General features: G+C 53.2%; 13 protein-coding genes. 3 read left to right on the forward strand and 10 right to left on the reverse strand.

Going from position 1 to position 17,347, the window contains the following annotated elements:
* Positions 1-92 precede the first annotated feature (92 nt).
* The 3 genes from putA (at position 93) to ONV78_RS27565 (ending at position 6,334) form a co-directional block, all read left to right on the forward strand.
* The gene (gene putA / locus ONV78_RS27555) at positions 93-3,266 is read left to right on the forward strand and encodes a bifunctional proline dehydrogenase/L-glutamate gamma-semialdehyde dehydrogenase PutA (RefSeq protein ID WP_279507761.1); all 3,174 of its coding nucleotides are present in this window, start codon (positions 93-95) and stop codon (positions 3,264-3,266) included.
* Positions 3,267-3,352: 86 nt separating this feature from the next.
* Entirely contained in the window at positions 3,353-4,825 is a 1,473-nt protein-coding gene (gene putP / locus ONV78_RS27560; RefSeq protein ID WP_279507762.1) for a sodium/proline symporter PutP, read from the forward strand.
* A 327-nt stretch (positions 4,826-5,152) separates the two neighbouring features.
* Complete coding sequence (locus ONV78_RS27565; RefSeq protein ID WP_279507763.1) at positions 5,153-6,334, forward strand: C13 family peptidase; 1,182 nt, start codon at positions 5,153-5,155, stop codon at positions 6,332-6,334.
* A gap of 60 nt (positions 6,335-6,394) precedes the next feature.
* On the opposite strand, the gene ONV78_RS27570 is transcribed toward ONV78_RS27565, so the two are convergent.
* From ONV78_RS27570 to ppc, 10 genes are all read right to left on the reverse strand, one after another.
* Positions 6,395-6,970 (reverse strand): YceI family protein, encoded by a 576-nt coding sequence (locus ONV78_RS27570; protein ID WP_127972737.1) that lies wholly within the window; start codon positions 6,968-6,970, stop codon positions 6,395-6,397.
* 66 nt (positions 6,971-7,036) lie between these two features.
* Positions 7,037-7,582 carry a cytochrome b gene (locus tag ONV78_RS27575; protein ID WP_216738466.1) on the reverse strand — a complete coding sequence of 182 codons (546 nt, stop codon included), beginning with the start codon at positions 7,580-7,582 and terminating at the stop codon, positions 7,037-7,039.
* 98 nt (positions 7,583-7,680) lie between these two features.
* Positions 7,681-8,580 (reverse strand): EamA family transporter, encoded by a 900-nt coding sequence (locus ONV78_RS27580; RefSeq protein WP_279507764.1) that lies wholly within the window; start codon positions 8,578-8,580, stop codon positions 7,681-7,683.
* A 419-nt stretch (positions 8,581-8,999) separates the two neighbouring features.
* Entirely contained in the window at positions 9,000-9,791 is a 792-nt protein-coding gene (locus ONV78_RS27585; protein WP_279507765.1) for a class I SAM-dependent methyltransferase, read from the reverse strand.
* A gap of 43 nt (positions 9,792-9,834) precedes the next feature.
* On the reverse strand, positions 9,835-10,182 hold the full coding sequence (locus ONV78_RS27590) for a hypothetical protein (RefSeq protein ID WP_279507766.1): 348 nt from the start codon (positions 10,180-10,182) through the stop codon (positions 9,835-9,837).
* A 154-nt stretch (positions 10,183-10,336) separates the two neighbouring features.
* On the reverse strand, positions 10,337-11,137 hold the full coding sequence (locus ONV78_RS27595) for an undecaprenyl-diphosphate phosphatase (RefSeq protein WP_279507767.1): 801 nt from the start codon (positions 11,135-11,137) through the stop codon (positions 10,337-10,339).
* Between the two features lie 126 nt (positions 11,138-11,263).
* Positions 11,264-11,959: a tRNA (adenosine(37)-N6)-threonylcarbamoyltransferase complex dimerization subunit type 1 TsaB gene (tsaB, locus tag ONV78_RS27600; protein WP_279507768.1), complete on the reverse strand. Its 696-nt coding sequence runs from the start codon at positions 11,957-11,959 to the stop codon at positions 11,264-11,266.
* Between the two features lie 77 nt (positions 11,960-12,036).
* Positions 12,037-12,687: an adenylate kinase gene (adk, locus tag ONV78_RS27605; protein WP_216738472.1), complete on the reverse strand. Its 651-nt coding sequence runs from the start codon at positions 12,685-12,687 to the stop codon at positions 12,037-12,039.
* 299 nt (positions 12,688-12,986) lie between these two features.
* Entirely contained in the window at positions 12,987-14,396 is a 1,410-nt protein-coding gene (locus ONV78_RS27610) for an HDOD domain-containing protein (protein ID WP_279507769.1), read from the reverse strand.
* Between the two features lie 154 nt (positions 14,397-14,550).
* A complete protein-coding gene (gene ppc, locus ONV78_RS27615) occupies positions 14,551-17,196 on the reverse strand; it encodes a phosphoenolpyruvate carboxylase (RefSeq protein WP_279507770.1) in 2,646 nt (881 codons plus the stop codon).
* Positions 17,197-17,347: the final 151 nt, after the last annotated feature.

The following is a 17,347-nucleotide window of genomic DNA, read 5'->3' on the forward strand; positions in this document are numbered from 1 at the left end:
AAACGACAGCGGATCAGGCCGGGCCGGCTCCTTTCAAAAGCCGGATCTTTACAGACAATAACGCCAATTATCGCGGTTCTGGAGTACTCCGTATGTTTAAAGCTTCATCCGTACTTTCGCCCGACATCCAAGCTGTTAGCCTGGACTCGCTGTGGACGGCGATAACCCAAAACTACGCCGTTGACGAAGCGGCTTATCTTGAAGAACTCATGGCTCTGGCCACGCCCGGAACTGATGAGTTAAGAGCCATCACCCAAGGCGCCACCAAGCTGATTGAAGATGTCCGCGCCCAGGACGATTCTGTACACATGGTCGACGCCTTGTTGCAGGAATACAGCCTGGATACGCAGGAAGGCGTGTTGCTGATGTGTCTGGCGGAAGCCTTGATGCGTATTCCCGACAAAGCCACCGCAGACGCACTGATTCGCGACAAAATGTCCGCGGCCCAGTGGGAAAAGCACATGGGCAAGAGCGAATCGACGCTCGTCAACGCGTCCACCTGGGGTCTGCTGCTGACCGGGAAAGTCGTCAAGCTTGACCGCAATATCGACGGCACGCCCGCCAATGTCCTCAAACGCCTGATCAACAAGTGCGGCGAACCAGTCATCCGCAGCGCAATGAACCAGGCCATGAAAATCATGGGCAAGCAGTTCGTTTTAGGCCGCGACATTAGCGAAGCATTGCAAAATGGCCGCAAATACCGCGACAAAGGCTACAGCTACTCTTTCGACATGTTGGGCGAAGCCGCTCTTACCGCGGAAGACGCAGAGCGCTACTTCCAGTCGTACATAAAAGCGATTGAGACGGTCGGCGCAGACCAATACGACAATCGTCCAGGCGCATCCAGCATATCCATCAAGTTGTCCGCACTGCATCCCCGTTACGAACAAGCCCACCAAGACCGCGTACTCACAGAAATGTACGAAAAGGTCCTGTTACTGGTGCGCGCCGCTCGTGAACGCAATGTCAGCCTGACCATCGATGCGGAAGAGATGGATCGCCTGGAGCTGTCCCTGCGTCTTTTTGAGAAGCTATACCGCTCACCTGACAGCCGCGGCTGGGGAGAGTTCGGCCTGGTTGTGCAAGCTTATTCCAAACGCGCCCTTCCAGTTCTTTGCTGGCTCACAGCGCTGGCGGCGGAGCAAGGCGACCGTATCCCCGTGCGCTTGGTGAAAGGCGCATACTGGGACAGCGAAATCAAGCTTTGTCAGCAACGCGGCTTGCCCAGCTACCCTGTTTATACTCGTAAAGAAAGCACCGACGTTTCTTATCTGGCTTGCGCCCGCTTCCTGTTCAGCGAATATGCGCGCAACCATATCTACCCGCAGTTCGCCACTCACAACGCGCACACTGTCGCGTCCGTACAGGCCCTTGCGGAGAAAACCGATCGTCCTTTCGAATTCCAGCGCCTTCACGGCATGGGCGACGCACTGTACAACGCACTATTGGCCAAGCAGAAGCGCACTGTCCGCATTTATGCGCCAGTCGGCGCTCATAAAGACTTGCTGCCCTATTTAGTTCGTCGACTGCTGGAGAATGGAGCCAACTCCTCTTTCGTACACCGTCTGGTGGATGCAGAAACGCCCATCGACAGCCTGGTGCAGCACCCGTTGCATGAGTTGACCCGGTATTCATCGCTGGCCAACCACCGCATCCCGCTGCCTGCACAGATATTCGGCAACCGTATTAACTCTATGGGAGTGAACCTGTTCGTGGAAAATCAATATTCGCCGTTAGAAAAACAATTGAGAGCCTGGGATCAGCACCAGTGGAAAGCCTGTCCCGTTATTAACGGTGAACACCGCACTCTGGCTGCGCCCGATCAGGTGCTGAGCCCTTACGATCAGACCCAATCCGCTGGCACGGTTTACTGGAGCCAGTCCAACGATGTCGACGACGCACTCTCAGCCGCTTACGTCGGTTTCGAGAAGTGGAATAACACTCCCGTTGATAAACGCGCACAAAGTCTGGAAAAGCTGGCTGACCTGATGGAAGCCGGCATGCCTGAACTGATGGCGCTGTGCTGCCGCGAAGCAGGCAAGACGCTGCAAGACAGCATCGACGAAGTTCGCGAAGCCGTTGATTTCTGCCGCTACTACGCAGAGCAGGCGCGCAAACACTTCAGCAAGCCTAATGTGCTGCCTGGACCCACTGGCGAATCCAACGAACTATACCTGGAAGGCAAAGGCGTATTCGTCTGTATAAGCCCCTGGAACTTCCCGTTGGCGATTTTCATTGGTCAGGTCACCGCAGCACTGGCGGCGGGCAACGCCGTCATCGCCAAGCCAGCGGAGCAAACCAACCTGATCGCGGCGCGCGCCATTGAGATGATGCTTGAAGCCGGCGTTGCTAAAGAAGCGATCCAGTTCCTGCCAGGCGACGGCGCTCAATTAGGCCCGCAACTGCTGAGCGACAATCGCGTATGTGGCGTTGCATTCACTGGATCAACTCAAACAGCGCACATCATCAACCGTACTTTGGCCGCCCGCGACGGCGCCATCGCTACTTTGATCGCAGAAACTGGCGGCCAGAACGCCATGATCGTGGATAGCACCGCATTACCTGAACAGGTAGTCAAAGATGTAGTACAATCCGCCTTCGCCAGTGCGGGGCAGCGTTGTTCCGCACTACGCGTACTGTTCGTGCAGAAAGACATCGCAGACGGAATTCTGGAACTGCTGTCCGGCGCGCTGAAGGAACTCAAAGTGGATCACCCGAAACACTTGAGCACCGACGTGGGCCCTGTCATCGATGCAGAAGCGCAGGCTGGCCTGTTGAAGCACATCGAAGAAATGAAAGCCAACTCCCGTTGGAAGGCTGAAGCGATTCTGCCTGGCGATCACAATAAAGGCTTCTTTGTCACCCCAAGCGCGTTTGAAATCGGCTCTATCAGTGAGCTGAGCAAAGAGCACTTCGGACCGATTCTGCATATTGTTCGCTTTGCTGCGGAAGACCTGGACAAGGTCATCGACAGCATCAACAACACTGGTTTCGGACTGACGCTGGGCATTCACAGCCGGAATGAAACCACCGCCGCTCATATCGAGAAGCGAGTGAAGGTAGGCAACACCTACATCAACCGCAATCAGATAGGCGCAGTGGTCGGCGTTCAGCCTTTCGGCGGTCACGGTCTTTCCGGCACTGGCCCGAAAGCGGGCGGCCCTCACTATTTGCTGCGTTTCGCCAATGAGCGGACGCGCACCATTAACACGACAGCCGTCGGCGGTAACGCAACTCTGCTGTCGCTGGGCGTAGAGCACATTTAATCCCGCTCAGCGCCGCACTCATAGCGGGCGTCCTGCGTACGCCCGCGTTCATAGAACAATTAAAAAACAAGCAGGAGTAACCTAGCATGATTGAAAATCAATTTGCTGTGGGAATGACTTTCTTAGTATATCTGTTAGGGATGCTGGGTATTGGAGTTTGGTCATACTTACGCACTAAGAACCTCTCCGATTATATTTTAGGCGGACGTAGTCTCGGCCCATTCCCCTCCGCGTTAAGCGCCGGCGCTTCCGATATGAGCGGCTGGTTGCTGTTAGGCTTGCCTGGCTACGCTTACGTCGCTGGTTATGAAGCCGCCTGGATCGCCATTGGCCTGCTGGCTGGCACCTGGCTGAACTGGCTTATCGTTGCGCGTCGTCTACGCGTTTACAGTAAAGCAGCCAACGACTCTCTGACTCTGCCCGAGTTTTTTGAAAACCGTTTTGAAGACAGCAGCCGCCTTCTGCGGGTGATCTCCGCTTTCTTCATCCTCTTGTTCTTCCTGTTCTACACCAGCTCCGGTCTGGTAGCGGGCGGCAAACTGTTCGCAACCGTATTTGGTCTGGACTATAACTGGGCGGTATTCGCTGGCGTATTGGCCGTTGTGTCCTACACCCTTTTCGGCGGCTTCCTTGCAGTTTCCTGGACAGACGTGGTGCAGGGACTGTTGATGGCGGCGGCGCTGATTATCGTACCGGTTATCGCTATTAACGCAGACGGTGGCTGGAGCGCAGCCAACGCAGCTATGGCGGCCAAGAACCCTGAAATGCTGAACGTATGGACCAGCGTAAAAGGCGAACCTCTGGGTCTGATCGCTATTCTGTCACTACTGGGCTGGGGCCTGGGCTACTTTGGACAGCCGCATATCCTGGCTCGTTTTAAAGCCATCCGCTCAGAAAACGATATCCCCATGGCGCGTCGCATCGCCGTGTCCTGGACCGCTCTGACGCTGATTGGCGCCCTCGCCTGTGGTTTCGCTGCGATTTCTTACTTCGAGAATCCGCTGGAAGACTCTGAAAAAGCCTTCATGCTGCTGATCAACGCCCTGTTCAACCCAGTCGTAGCCGGCATCCTGTTAGCCGCCATCCTGGCTGCGGTAATGAGCACCGCGGATTCCCAGCTGCTGGTTTCTTCTTCCGCTCTGGCTGAAGATTTCTATAAGGCGCTGTTCCGTAAAGACGCCAGCCAGCAGGAGCTGGTTAACGTAGGTCGTCTGGCGGTCGTAGTAATCGCCGTTATCGCCGCGTTGATCGCTCTGAACCCTGAAAGCAAGGTACTGGGTATGGTGAGCTACGCTTGGGCAGGCTTTGGCGCCGCGTTCGGACCTGCGCTGATTCTGGCCCTGTTCTGGAAGCGTATGAACCGCAACGGCGCTCTCGCCGGCATCCTGATCGGCGGCATCACGGTTGTCGTATGGAAGCAGCTGAGCGGCGGTCTGTTCGATCTGTATGAAATTATCCCAGGCTTCATTCTGGCGACCATCTCAATCATTGTCGTATCTCTGGCGACGGAAGAGCCTTCCGCTTCTATCCAGAAACAGTTTGACGATGCTGTAGGCTGATAATTCAACGGCGCAATCTGCGCCGTGAATAACTAGCCGGGCGCAAGGATGCGCCCTATCCCTTCGATTCAGCTTATTCTCCTCTTAAGGTTATACTGACCGCCGACAGTCCCATTCATCGAACGGCGTTGCAGAATGTTTCATAACCTTGTCCAAGGCTTACGTTTGGCCTTCTTCCTTCCCGCGTCATCTATTCGTTTCCGTTTAAGCCCAGGCGCCTTCTGGTTCATTGCTGTGTTAGGAGCCTTGATAAGCTTACTAGTCGGCCTGTACGCAACGGAGCCTCCTCGCATATTCCAAGCGGAAGGGCTCTTCAGTGAAACCTTCTTGTTAGCATCAATTCTGGCGGGCAGCTTTATCGCCAGCAAAATCGTTGGAGATCCCTACTCTCAGTACCGCATCCCTACTCTGTTTCTGAACTCGATTATCGCGCCTTACGTTATTTATTCCGTATTCGAGCAAGAAATCACTCTTATCTATTACTCAGATTACCCAGAGCTGTTCTGGTGGTCATACTACGCTCTGATCGCCTGGACGCTCGCTATCGCCTATCGCGCAGTAAGACTGTCATCATCAGGCGCTACGCCGCGACACCTTTCCGCAGCGCTGGTTCTAACTGTTCTGACCTTCCTGCCAGCGCACTATTTATACTTCTATGACTTCTGGATCACCGACTACACCCAAACCATGGCGAAAGAACCAGAAGCACCTACTCTGGATGCTGAGCGCATCCTTAGCCGCCAAGGCCCCTTGCTACAAAAACAGCTGGACCAGATGCGAGCGTCCAAGCCCGGCGAGCAGGATATGTTTTTTATCGGCTATGCCGGATGGGGCGACCAACAAGTGTTCGCCAATGAAGTCGCTTTCGCCAAGCGCCTGTTCAATCAGCAGTACACTCAGTCAGGTCAAGAATTGATTTTGGTGAATGACGTTAATAACCCGGAAGGAGCGCCCCTCGCCACCGCCACCAATCTGGAGACAGCGTTGAATCACATGGAAACGCTTATTCAGCCTGAGGAAGATATTCTATTCCTCTTTATGACCAGCCACGGCGGCAACGACCACAGCATCGCAACACAGCTCAGCAACCTGCCGCTCAATGATATTCCCGCAGAAAAACTGGGGAAAATTCTCGACGCCAGCCCATTCAAATGGAAGGTAGTGGTGGTCTCCGCCTGTTATTCCGGCGGCGTCATCCCATACCTGGAAAACGAAAACACATTGGTCATTACCGCCGCCAAGCCGGACCGCACTTCATTCGGATGCAGCGATGACGCGGAGTTCACTTATTTCGGTCGCGCCTTCTTGGTAGAGTCGTTGACGCAAAACGCATCTTTTGTAGCGGCGTTTGATCAAGCAAGAGACTTGGTGAGTCGATGGGAAAAGAGAGATGGATTCACACCATCGGAACCACAGATCCGGGTAGGAGAAAAAATCCTGCAGCAGCTGGTGAAGTGGAGCGAAGGAAGAGAAAGCTCCGAAAAGAAATGTCAGACCAAGTGTGAATAGTAAGCCGCCCTACGATGGAGCCTCGCTTGGAGCCATCGTAGGGAGTAGTAACACAAGTTATTACTTGCGAATACCTTCTACCGTCATATACAGCTGAATTTCTTCTGCGGCGGGGCCCAAGCTCTTGGGAATGCCAAAGTCCTTCAACTTAAAAGTAGTCGTGCCTTCAAAGCCCTCACGGTATCCACCCCAGGGATCATTACCACCCGCAATATGTTTAGCGTCCAGCACCACTTCTTTAGTCACGCCGCGCAGGGTCAGGTCGCCAATAATTTTCGCTTTGCCGTCGCCTTCAGGCACCACCTTTTTGCTGACAAACTTGGCGTCAGGAAATTTGTCCACGTACAGGAAGTCTTCGCTGCGAACGTGTTTGTCGCGTTCAGCGTGATTGGTATCTACGCTGGATGGGTCAATATTCACGGACACTTTTGCCGCGGCGGGGTTAGCCTCATCGTAGGAAAACTCGCCGTCAAACTTGTTGAAGCGCCCCAATACCCAGCTGAAACCGAGGTGGGACATTTTGAATTGAATAAAAGAGTGCGCGTTCTTGGTGTCCATGACGAAGTCCGCCGCATGAACCGACGCTGCGCCAGTCAACATAACGCCCAATACGGCGCCAACGATGCTCTTCTTCATTGCTGTTTATCTCCTTGGATTTAAGTTAAAAAAACACCCGTACAAAACCGCCGACAGCAAGAGCGGTTATTTGGGGGAAAACATTCTCATCAGAGTTTTATCTTTATCTATCACATGGTGCTTGATCGCCGCCAAAGCATGCAGTACGGCCAGCCCCACCAATGTCCACGCCAACACTTCATGAATCTCCCCGGCAATATCCTCCATGCCTTTAACGGGAGGCAACAACGCGGGAATTTCAAACCAGCCAAACACATCAATACCGCGCCCGTCTGCAGTGGAAATCAGATACCCGGCGATCATGGTGGCTATCAACAACAAATACAGCAGACGATGCGCCCATTCACTCGCGACTTTCTCGATACGGCTCAAGGAAGCCTCTGGTTCAGGACGCACATTGATAAACCGCCAAACCAACCGGAATACAATGACGAACAGCAGCAGCATCCCAATGCTTTTATGAATGAACGGAGCTTTTTGATACCAGGCGTCGTAATATGACAGGTCAGTCATATACAACCCCAATCCGAATAAACCGAAAACAACAAGCGCGACCAGCCAATGCAGCAAAATCGCTATAAGTCCGTAATTTTGTTGTGTATTTTTCCACATGTTAAGCTGCTCCCATCATCAATTGCCGTAGTCTAACCTCAACTATTTCGTATAAATATCGATAAATTTGAGATAGAGAATTCTATTTTTTAGAAAGCTTAGACCGAAGCCTTCCTTTTTCCAGCGAACAAATACATCACCCGCCGTAACTGCTCCCTGGGTATATTTATGATCACCACACCCAGCAAGGTCAAAGCGCCTCCGAGAGACAACTTCCAAGTCAACACATCTCCAAACCAGAATATGCCGAACACCATCGCGAATATCGGGGCCAACAACATCATCGGCGTAACCAGAGAAACGCTATAGCGCCCAAGTAAGCGATACACAATGCCATGACCAATAATAGACGCCGCCACCGCGGAATAAAGCGGCGCCCAGTAATCCGACCACTCGCTTTGAGTCAGACGCGACCACTGACCTTCTTCAAAAATATACGACAACAGCAACAATGACGGCGTCGCCACAAGCGCAATCCACGCCTGCAATCGCATAACCCCCAAGGTGGGACATTGCTTCATTAAAATCGTAGCGACAGCCATACTTGCCGCCGCGCCCACCACCCAGGCAAGCGCATCCAGATGATTAAATACAACTGGATCAAATCCGATAATGAATACTCCAGACAAAGCAAGTACGATTGCTCCGCCCTTAACCCACCCAATACTTTCTTTTAATATCGCCGCCGCCAAGATGGCTGAAAAGGGAACATATAGCTGCGTCGCAATAGCAACGGAGGCTATATTTCCTCCCGCATTAAGCCCCAGGAACATCATACTGAAGTGTAATACACCCAATACAAATGCAACTGACAGCAATGGCTTCATATATCCCTTCGCCGGCTTCAACCAAGGGGCCGTCAACGCCAGCAAAATGGCGAAACGCAATGCGGTAAATAAAAGAGGCTGAAAGTGTTGGGCGCCTTCCTTGCCCGCAATGAAATTAAATCCCCATGCGAGGTTCGCCAGCAGGCCCAACAACAAGTCCAATAGGCTCATAAATAATCTTCGCCTGCAGCGACGGTTTGATACGAATTGCAGCGCAAAAAGCATATACAAAATAACTTGGAATAGATCGTTAACATGCTGTAATCAGTGGGTCTAAACAGAGGTTGATAATTAGTACATTAGTATAGATAGGTAACTCTACCTAACTTGTTTTGTGGATAATTGGACTATATTTAACCAGTCCTTAAAAGGAGGGGAATCATGGAAAATCAATTTGACGAAGACGTAATTATCCCAAGCAACAACTAAAAAGTAGTTGAAGTATCACGAAGCCAGTTTATCGAACCGGCAATCGTAAAAATCCGCTGACGCAACGGCGGAACCGCGCCTCAAAAAGGCGCCAAATAGAATTCGGATCAGTTATTTTATCCAGACGCAGTGCGCCGTTGCGCGGCTACAACCGGTTGGTGCTATCCACCGGTCAGTTTGCGTAGCGCGTAAACATCAAACCGGCCGCTTTTACCTGTCACAGCAAAGCTCGGTTCACGCCCTAGCAGACATGGCGCACCTTTCGGTCGCTTAACCACTATTCGCTTAACGTCCTGACGCAACGCCGACGCCAGCAACTCGTCCGCATCGGGGTCAGCGCCGACAATATCCTTAAACGCCTGCATTTCCTTCTTTACTGCGCTGCTCTTGCGACGTTCAGGAAACATGGGGTCGAGATAAACCACATCTATCCCATCAGGAAATTCAGTAAAGGCCTCTCCCAGATGTAGTGTCATACGCGCAGCCACTGACGCTGCGTCAGAACAGTCTTGCGCACGACGCAAGCCATCCGCCAATAGACAATGCACCAGCGGGTTACGCTCGTACATCACCACATGACAACCCAACGCCGCCAATACATAAGCGTCCCGTCCCAAGCCCGCTGTAGCGTCCAGCACGTTCAAGCACTTTACATCGCCTTTCAGCCCGACCGCCTTAGCCACCATTTCACCACGACCACCGCCATGTTCGCGCCGATAAGCTAACGCGCCTTCGACAAAATCCACAAACACCGGTCCCGGCGCCTGCATGCGCCAATTGACTAACTCCACTCGCGCATCAGAGAAGTTCAGCAAGTACACTGATTTATCGCTCTTGGCCGGTAATGCCTCCAAGGCGACAAGTGGCAGTCCGAACCGGGATGAAAACGCTTCAGCCTCGTCCCGGCGTTGTTCGTAATAGCTCACCAACACCTGATTGTCATAAGAAATCATGGCGATATATCCATAGAAAAAAGAAAGGTATTAAAGCAGGAGTTTAAACAAACAGATCTATGCTGACCAAGCTGTCAACGCCATCGCGCGGCGCATTGTTGGCGGTAGACTGATAGGTTTCTATGGCCTGTTGCGCGGCTAGAGATACATCATCAGGCTCAGGCTTCCGTTGCAGCTGTGTTTGCTCTGGAGAATTGTTGGCGTTAACGCGACGAAACGGGATGCTCTCCTGCGTCCTGGTCTGCAACGCTTCCTCAGCGGGAAACGCTTGCTCAACACTGCGGCGCTGAGACTCATCACGACGCGACGCATCCGCATCGCTGATCGTTGAGCCGTCATTGCGCTTAATAGTGGGCAGTAACGGCAGCGATGAGCCAACTCCGCCAATCATGCAGCTATCCTTCCGGCGACTAACGCCCGGTCCATGTCAATGATTGAGACTTTCAATTAGCAGGGCTCCGAGCAAGTTGCCGGGGCGATTCTTAGAGTATAGACCGCCCCGTTACAGCCGTTATTGGCGACCCGCACAAATACGGGCGCCCGACTTAGGCTAGATACAACCAGATCAAAAGACCTGCGCCTAATAGCATGCGATAGATTACGAACGGCATGAAACCTATCTTCTGTAAAAATTTTAAAAATAAATGAATACAGGCATAGGCGCTGACAGCGGAAATAAGCACCGCCCCGGCAATCTCAGACCATTGCGAACTAGTGCCGGTGTCCGACAGCTCAAGCCCTTTGAACAAACCAGCAGCGGCGATCAAAGGGATGGATAGCAAGAAAGAGAAGCGGGCCGCCGTATCCCTGTTCAGACCAAGAAATAAGGCTGACGTCATAGTGATGCCGGAGCGCGACGTGCCAGGAATCAGCGCCAGCGCCTGGGAGACGCCGATAATCAATGCATCTTTCAGAGTAAACTGGTCAATATCACGCGTCCCTACCTTGCGGTCGGCCAGCCCCAACAATACCCCGAAACCTATAGTCGCCAGTGCGATAACCAAAGCGGAACGCAGGTTCTCTTCAATCCAGCTGTCCAGCAGTACTCCCGCCAGGCCCGCTGGAATAGTGCCGAGAATAACCGCCCAGGCGAGGCGCGACTCTTGCGATGCGCCGCCGCCAGTAATCTGCTTAATCCATCCATTGAGCAAGTTGAAAATATCGGCGCGGAAATAAACCATAACCGCCAGTAAGGTGCCGACATGAACGGCCACGTCAAACGCCAATCCCTGATCCTGCCAGCCCCAAACCTCAGAGGGAAGAATCAAATGCGCGGAGCTGGAAATAGGAAGAAATTCCGTCAGCCCTTGAATCAGCGCCAAAACAACGATTTCAAGCCAAGTCATCTAAAATGTTCCCATAAAATATTAAGCACAAAAAAGCCCCTTAAAGTTCCACTTGTCGCGGTCGACGTCAAGCACGACATTCGTGAAAGTTTGGAGAGGTAAACAGAAAAGAAACACTAACGGCTTTTAGCGACCGGGAAGTTTTTTCCAGGCCACTTCATCACGCAAATAAATAGGCTGAGCTTCAATGGCGGACACAGTGCGCCCCATCTCAAACATCGACACAGACATTTCCGCCATTGCAGCCGCACGCGGCCCCCACTCAGGCTCCTGTATGGACGAGCTTTCGATCAACGCTGCCGGCAGACGCTCAAGATAAACCAGACCGCTCCCCAATATCGCCAGCTCCTGTTCCGAGACTTGCACATCGACCATTTCTGGAGGAGCCACTTGCTCTGCATAAACTTCTTTAACGCTACCCGAGGAATGCTCATAGCCCGCCCAATAGACTTCGTTCATACGCGCATCGAGCAGACAAACAACTTGGCCGGCAGGGCTTTCCTGGCGTTTGAACCACGCGAACGCCATCGCTTGCAACGTAGAAACAGGAATAACGGGCAAATCGGAGCCAAAAGCCAATCCCTGCACAATACCGGCTGCAATGCGGAGCCCGGTAAATGAGCCCGGCCCTCTTCCAAACGCCAGCGCATCCAACTGCCCCACACGCAGGCCGCTATCGCCAAGCAAACTATCAATCATAGGCAGGCAGCGCTTGGCGTGAGCTCTTGGCGTCGCTTCCAGCAATTCGGTCAACTCGCCGTCGTTCCATAAGGCTACGGAACAGGCGTCACTTGATGTATCGAGCGCGAGTATTTTTGCCATGAGGATTGTTCAATCAATTCTGAAGAGAAGGCGGCGCAGAACAGCGCCGCCCGGAGATGAAGATATAAATATTACTTCTACAGACCAGCGAAGACACGGTCACGAATTTCGTCTACTGAGCCAACGCCTTCAACGCGCAGGTATTCAGGCGCAGCGTCCGCATCCTTCTCCGCCCAGTTGCGGTAGTAATCGACCAGAGGCGCGGTTTGAGAATGGTAAACTTCCAAACGCTTACGCACAGTTTCTTCTTTATCGTCTTCACGCTGAACCAGTGGTTCGCCGGTAACGTCGTCCTTACCTTCCACCTTGGGTGGGTTGTAGTCGACGTGATAAACGCGACCGCTCGCTTCATGTACGCGACGTCCGCTCAAACGCTTGATGATTTCTTGATCATCTACGGCGATTTCTACGACATTATCAATTTTCACACCGGCTTCACGCAGCGCTTCCGCTTGCGGAATCGTGCGAGGAAAGCCGTCAAACAGGAAACCGTTGGCGCAATCGTCTTCTTTAATGCGGTCTTTGACCAGCGCGATAATGGTTTCATCTGACACCAATCCGCCCGACGCCATGACCTCTTTCACTTTCAGGCCCAGAGGAGAGCCTGCTTTTACCGCAGCGCGCAGCATGTCGCCAGTGGAAATCTGGGGTATCCCGAATTTCTTCATAATATTCTGCGCTTGCGTGCCCTTTCCGGCGCCGGGTGCGCCCAACAAAATAATTCTCATACCAATTACACTCCTGATCCAAGCAACAAATTCCTGTGCGCTTGCGCCGGCTACAGGCCGACGCAGCAGTCTGTCGACGAGTTATTATTGTCGAGTTCCATCATGGCCTTCTGTGAGACCACTCTCAACACATTGATTCTAATCGCATTTCCCCGCGATTCCGGCGACAATTCACATCCGATTAGAGACGCTGCACATTGTAGGGAAGATTAGCAAAGAGCTGAATTATACGGATATAGGCAGGTAACCTGAAGCGCCAATCTCGATAAAGCCGCCCGTGCGGCGGCTCCTTGGCGGATCTACCCCATCTGGAAGGCCAGTTGATTCAGTGAATCGCTGGATTGCTTCAGTTGTTCAAACACTTCAAATACGATCTCTGGCTGCATATCCAGACGCTTGGCGTAGTACACCGGATCATCTGGAACTTGATCGTCGCCTAGCTCAAGCTCTTTGAGCAAGCAGTTAGACAACTGAATCAGCAAGACATAATCCTCATAAGGGCCGTGATAATCTTTGACCTGATGCCCTGCGGCAGTCATGGAAACTTCCTTCGGCAACCGCCAATGCTCCAACAAAATGGAGCCCAGCATCCCATGCCCCAAACCGACCAGCTCCTTGGCGCCGCCCATGCCAAGCACTTGCTTTTCCAACACGGCCAACTCAGTCATCGGGTCCGCTTCCGCAAGTTTATTGAGCATGGTGTATTCGGGGCGGAACAAATGCCCCAAGAGCAAAATACCAAAGTTGTGCAGCAACCCGGTCAAATACGCCAGGGATGGATTGATGCGCTCATCCGGCACGTGAAAAGCCAGACGCTGCGCCAACAGGGAAACATGCAGCGCATGTCGCCAGAAACACACGATGCCAAGCGGGCCTTCATTGGGCAAATCAAAAGCCTTACTGGCGGAAATGGACAGCGCCAACTGACTGACGCGCTCAAATCCAAGGACGCGCATCACCGCATCTTTGACGCTTTCCAGCTTACCTCTGTATCCGTACAACGCCGAGCGGGCCTGTCGCATAATCTGCGCCGCAAGGCTGGGGTCCTGCTCAATAATCGCCGCCAATTCGCCTGCCGTCGCGTCTGGATCTGAGGTGGCCTGCAGTATCCGCGTCGCAACCGTTGGCATCGGCGGCAACTTGTAAAGACGCTTCAGCCGCTCCGCCACGCGCTCAGCGTTGGCTTCGCCTACATCGGGACTTTCTGGAGTATCTGATGATAAAGGATTCATTGCCTGCGCCTCGCAACAACCTTGCTTAAGTTTTATAGCACTACTCATCACTCTCTGAAAGCTTTCGCGATCCAAGCGCAGCAAAGTGTTATGACACCCTGACTGAATATATATCTGTTCCTTGGCGAACAGACGCTCATCGCATACGGCATGAACGCCATAAGCGTTGGCGATGGGGGGATGTGAGCCCGGTTCGCAGTCCCGGAAAAGGCGATCCGCCTGTCGGCCGGTCAGGCGCTGCAGGTTGCGCCGAATCGCGCCATTGAGGGCATCCAGGTTCATTTGCGTCCCGAATTCGGTGATCGCCATCACGACACCTTTGGCGTCCACCAGGATTTCCGCAACCGCCACACAATCAGGCAACACCTCAGCCGCCTTCAAAGCAGCGTCGATATTGCCTGCGCGATCATGGTGTATCTGTTGATACGGCACTCCCTGCCGATTCAGATACTGCATAACTCTGGATGCAAGCGGCACACTTCCCCCGTTCTACTAAATGAGTACAAATAATAGTTTAGTTTATATGTGGTTGAGGGGACGTGCGTGATATGAATCACATGCAAAGGTAAGCTTGCGTTGCGCAATGTTGGAGTTTGGTAACCGACCCGGCGACGCCGGGTCGGCGGCGGGATTAACCGGTATTACGCATACCGGCGGCGACGCCCGCCATCGTAACTTTGAGCGCTTTTTCAACCGTTTCCTTGTTGGTCTCGCCCTCAGCCCGATCACGCACCAATAGCTCTACCTGCAAGTAGTGCAGCGGGTCCGTATAGGGGTTACGAACCTGCAGAGAATGCATGAAGACCGGGTTATCCAGCAACAGTTCATCCTGCCCTTTCAGCTCATTGATCAAGCGCACGGCGCACCCCGCCCGGCGACGCAACTCATCCCCCAATGGATGCAGCTCGGGCTTAACCAGACGCTCCTCATAAAAGCGCGCGATCTCCGGGTCGACTTTGGACAACACCATTTCCAGCATGTCCACATGTGTCTCAAAGAATGGCCACCCGGTCAGCATCGCTTTCAACGTATCGGCGCCGCCATCGTTTACTGCGGTTTGCAGTGCGGTATCGCTACCCAACCAGGCAGGCAACATCAGTCGCATTTGCGTCCAGGCGAAAATCCATGGAATCGCGCGCAGACTTTCAACGCCGCCAGACGCCTTACGACGCGCAGGACGGCTGCCTAACGCCAGCTTGCCCAACTCCTGCTCCGGCGTCGCGGAACGAAAATACTCGACGAAACCTGGACGTTCACGCACCACTTCGCGATAGGAGTTCACCGCCAGTCCGGATAACTTGTCCATCATCTCGCGCCAAGCAGGCTCAGGCTGAGGCGGCGGCACCAGGGAAGCCTCCAATACCGCGCCGAGGTAGAGATTAAAGCTCTGCTTCGCGACCTTGGGCTGCCCGAACTTAAAGCGGATCATTTCACCTTGTTCAGTAATCCTGAAGTTACCCGCAACGGAACCTGGCGGTTGCGACAAAATGGCGCGGTTAGCAGGCCCGCCGCCACGACCGACCGTTCCACCACGACCGTGGAAAAGCGTCAGTTTCACATCGTGCTTCGCAGCCACTTTGACCAACGCCTCCTGCGCCTGATACTGAGCCCAGGCCGCCGCCATCTGCCCCGCATCTTTGGCGGAATCCGAGTAGCCGATCATGACCTCTTGTTTACCGCCGATGTACTCCCGATACCATGGAAGGTCCAACAAACGGCCAATGCTATCCGCCGCGCCTTGCAAGTCGCTCAGGGTCTCAAACAGCGGCGCAATCGGAATGCGATGGCGCATGCCGCTCTCACGCAGCAATAGAATCACCGCCAGCACATCGGATGGGTCGCTCGCCATGGAGATAACATAGGAAGCCAGTCCTTCTGGAGGCTGCATCGCCACCACCTTGCAGGTATCCAGGACCTCCTTGGCTTCCGCAGACGCGGGCCATTCTTTGGGAAGTAGCGGACGCCTGCCCTCCAGTTCCCGAATCAAAAACGCCTGTTTCTCTTCTTCCGTCCATTGCGAGTAATCGCCAATATCGAGGTAAGCGCATATTTCCTTCATAACGTCGCTGTGACGCTCGGAGTCCTGTCGGATATCCAGTCTTACCAATTGCAGGCCGAAACATTGCGCCCGACGAATAACGTCCAGTAGCGGCCCGTTGGCGATAACTTCCATGCCGCAATCCCGTAGCGAGCGATAGCACACCATTAACGGCTCAATCAGCTCCGCATTATTGAGCAATACATCAGCGGAAGGCTTTTTCGTGGAGTCCAAAGCCTCAGCGGCCCAGGCCCTTGTCGCCTCCAACCGGCTGCGTAACTTGGCGAGTATCTTCCGGTAAGGCTCACGGCTCTGCCCCGAAGCACGCGCCAGTTCGCCATTACACGCAGTCATAGATAGCTCTGAACGCAATGCCTCGATATCACGCAAATACAGGTCCGCCGCCATCCAACGACTCAACAAAAATACCTCGCGAGTGACCTCTGAGGTGACATTGGGATTACCGTCCCTGTCTCCTCCCATCCAGGATGCGAACCGCACGGGATTCACATTAATCGGCAGCCCTTCGCCAAAACGTTCCTGCAGAGCGGCGTCCATTTGACGCATGAAATCCGGCACCGCCTGCCATAACGAGTTCTCTATCACGGCGAAGCCCCACTTAGCCTCATCCACTGCGGTGGGACGCTCATAACGGATCTCATCCGTATGCCAGGCTTCGGTGATAAGGCGACGCAAACGCTCAACGATCTTGGCGTACTCTTCGTCCAGCAAGTCGCTACGGTCCAGGGATTCAAGACACTCAGAAATCTGGTCATATTTCTGAATCAAAGTGCGACGGGTAATTTCAGTGGGGTGCGCCGTCAGCACGAACTCCAGATTCAAGTCCGCCAGTTGCGCGAAGAATTTATCTTTACTGACGCCTTGGCCAATCAGGCGGTCAAACACGACTTCGATAGTGTCCAGGCGATTATCGACCAGTTCGCTGGCGGGCGCCCGACGCCTTACAATATGATATTGCTCAGCGATATTGGTAAGGTTAAGAAACTGGTTGAACGCTCTTGCAACCGGCGCCAGTTCCTCATCATTCAAGCCCGAAAGCACCTCTTTCAGCTGCTTTCTCTGGCTGATTTCCGCATTGCGGTCTGCTTTTGCGGCGATACGGATTTTCTCGATTTTATTGAATATTTCGTCGCCAAGGTGGTAGCGGATGCTCTGTCCCAACAACTCTCCCAGAAGGCGTACGTTTTCTCTCAGCTCTGGATGCAATTCCTTCATCATTTCTCTTACTCCGCCGCTTTTTCAAAAGTCTTTTCTTCGTTGACGTTTTGTTGCAATCGCTTTTTCTTAACTATAACTCAGTGAAATATCGAAAAATTCCGAACTAGAACAATAGCACCCCCCGTCTTGGTTGTCTCACCATTCATCCGCT

This window comes from Hahella sp. CR1 (assembly GCF_029813005.1).
Lineage (GTDB): Bacteria > Pseudomonadota > Gammaproteobacteria > Pseudomonadales > Oleiphilaceae > Hahella.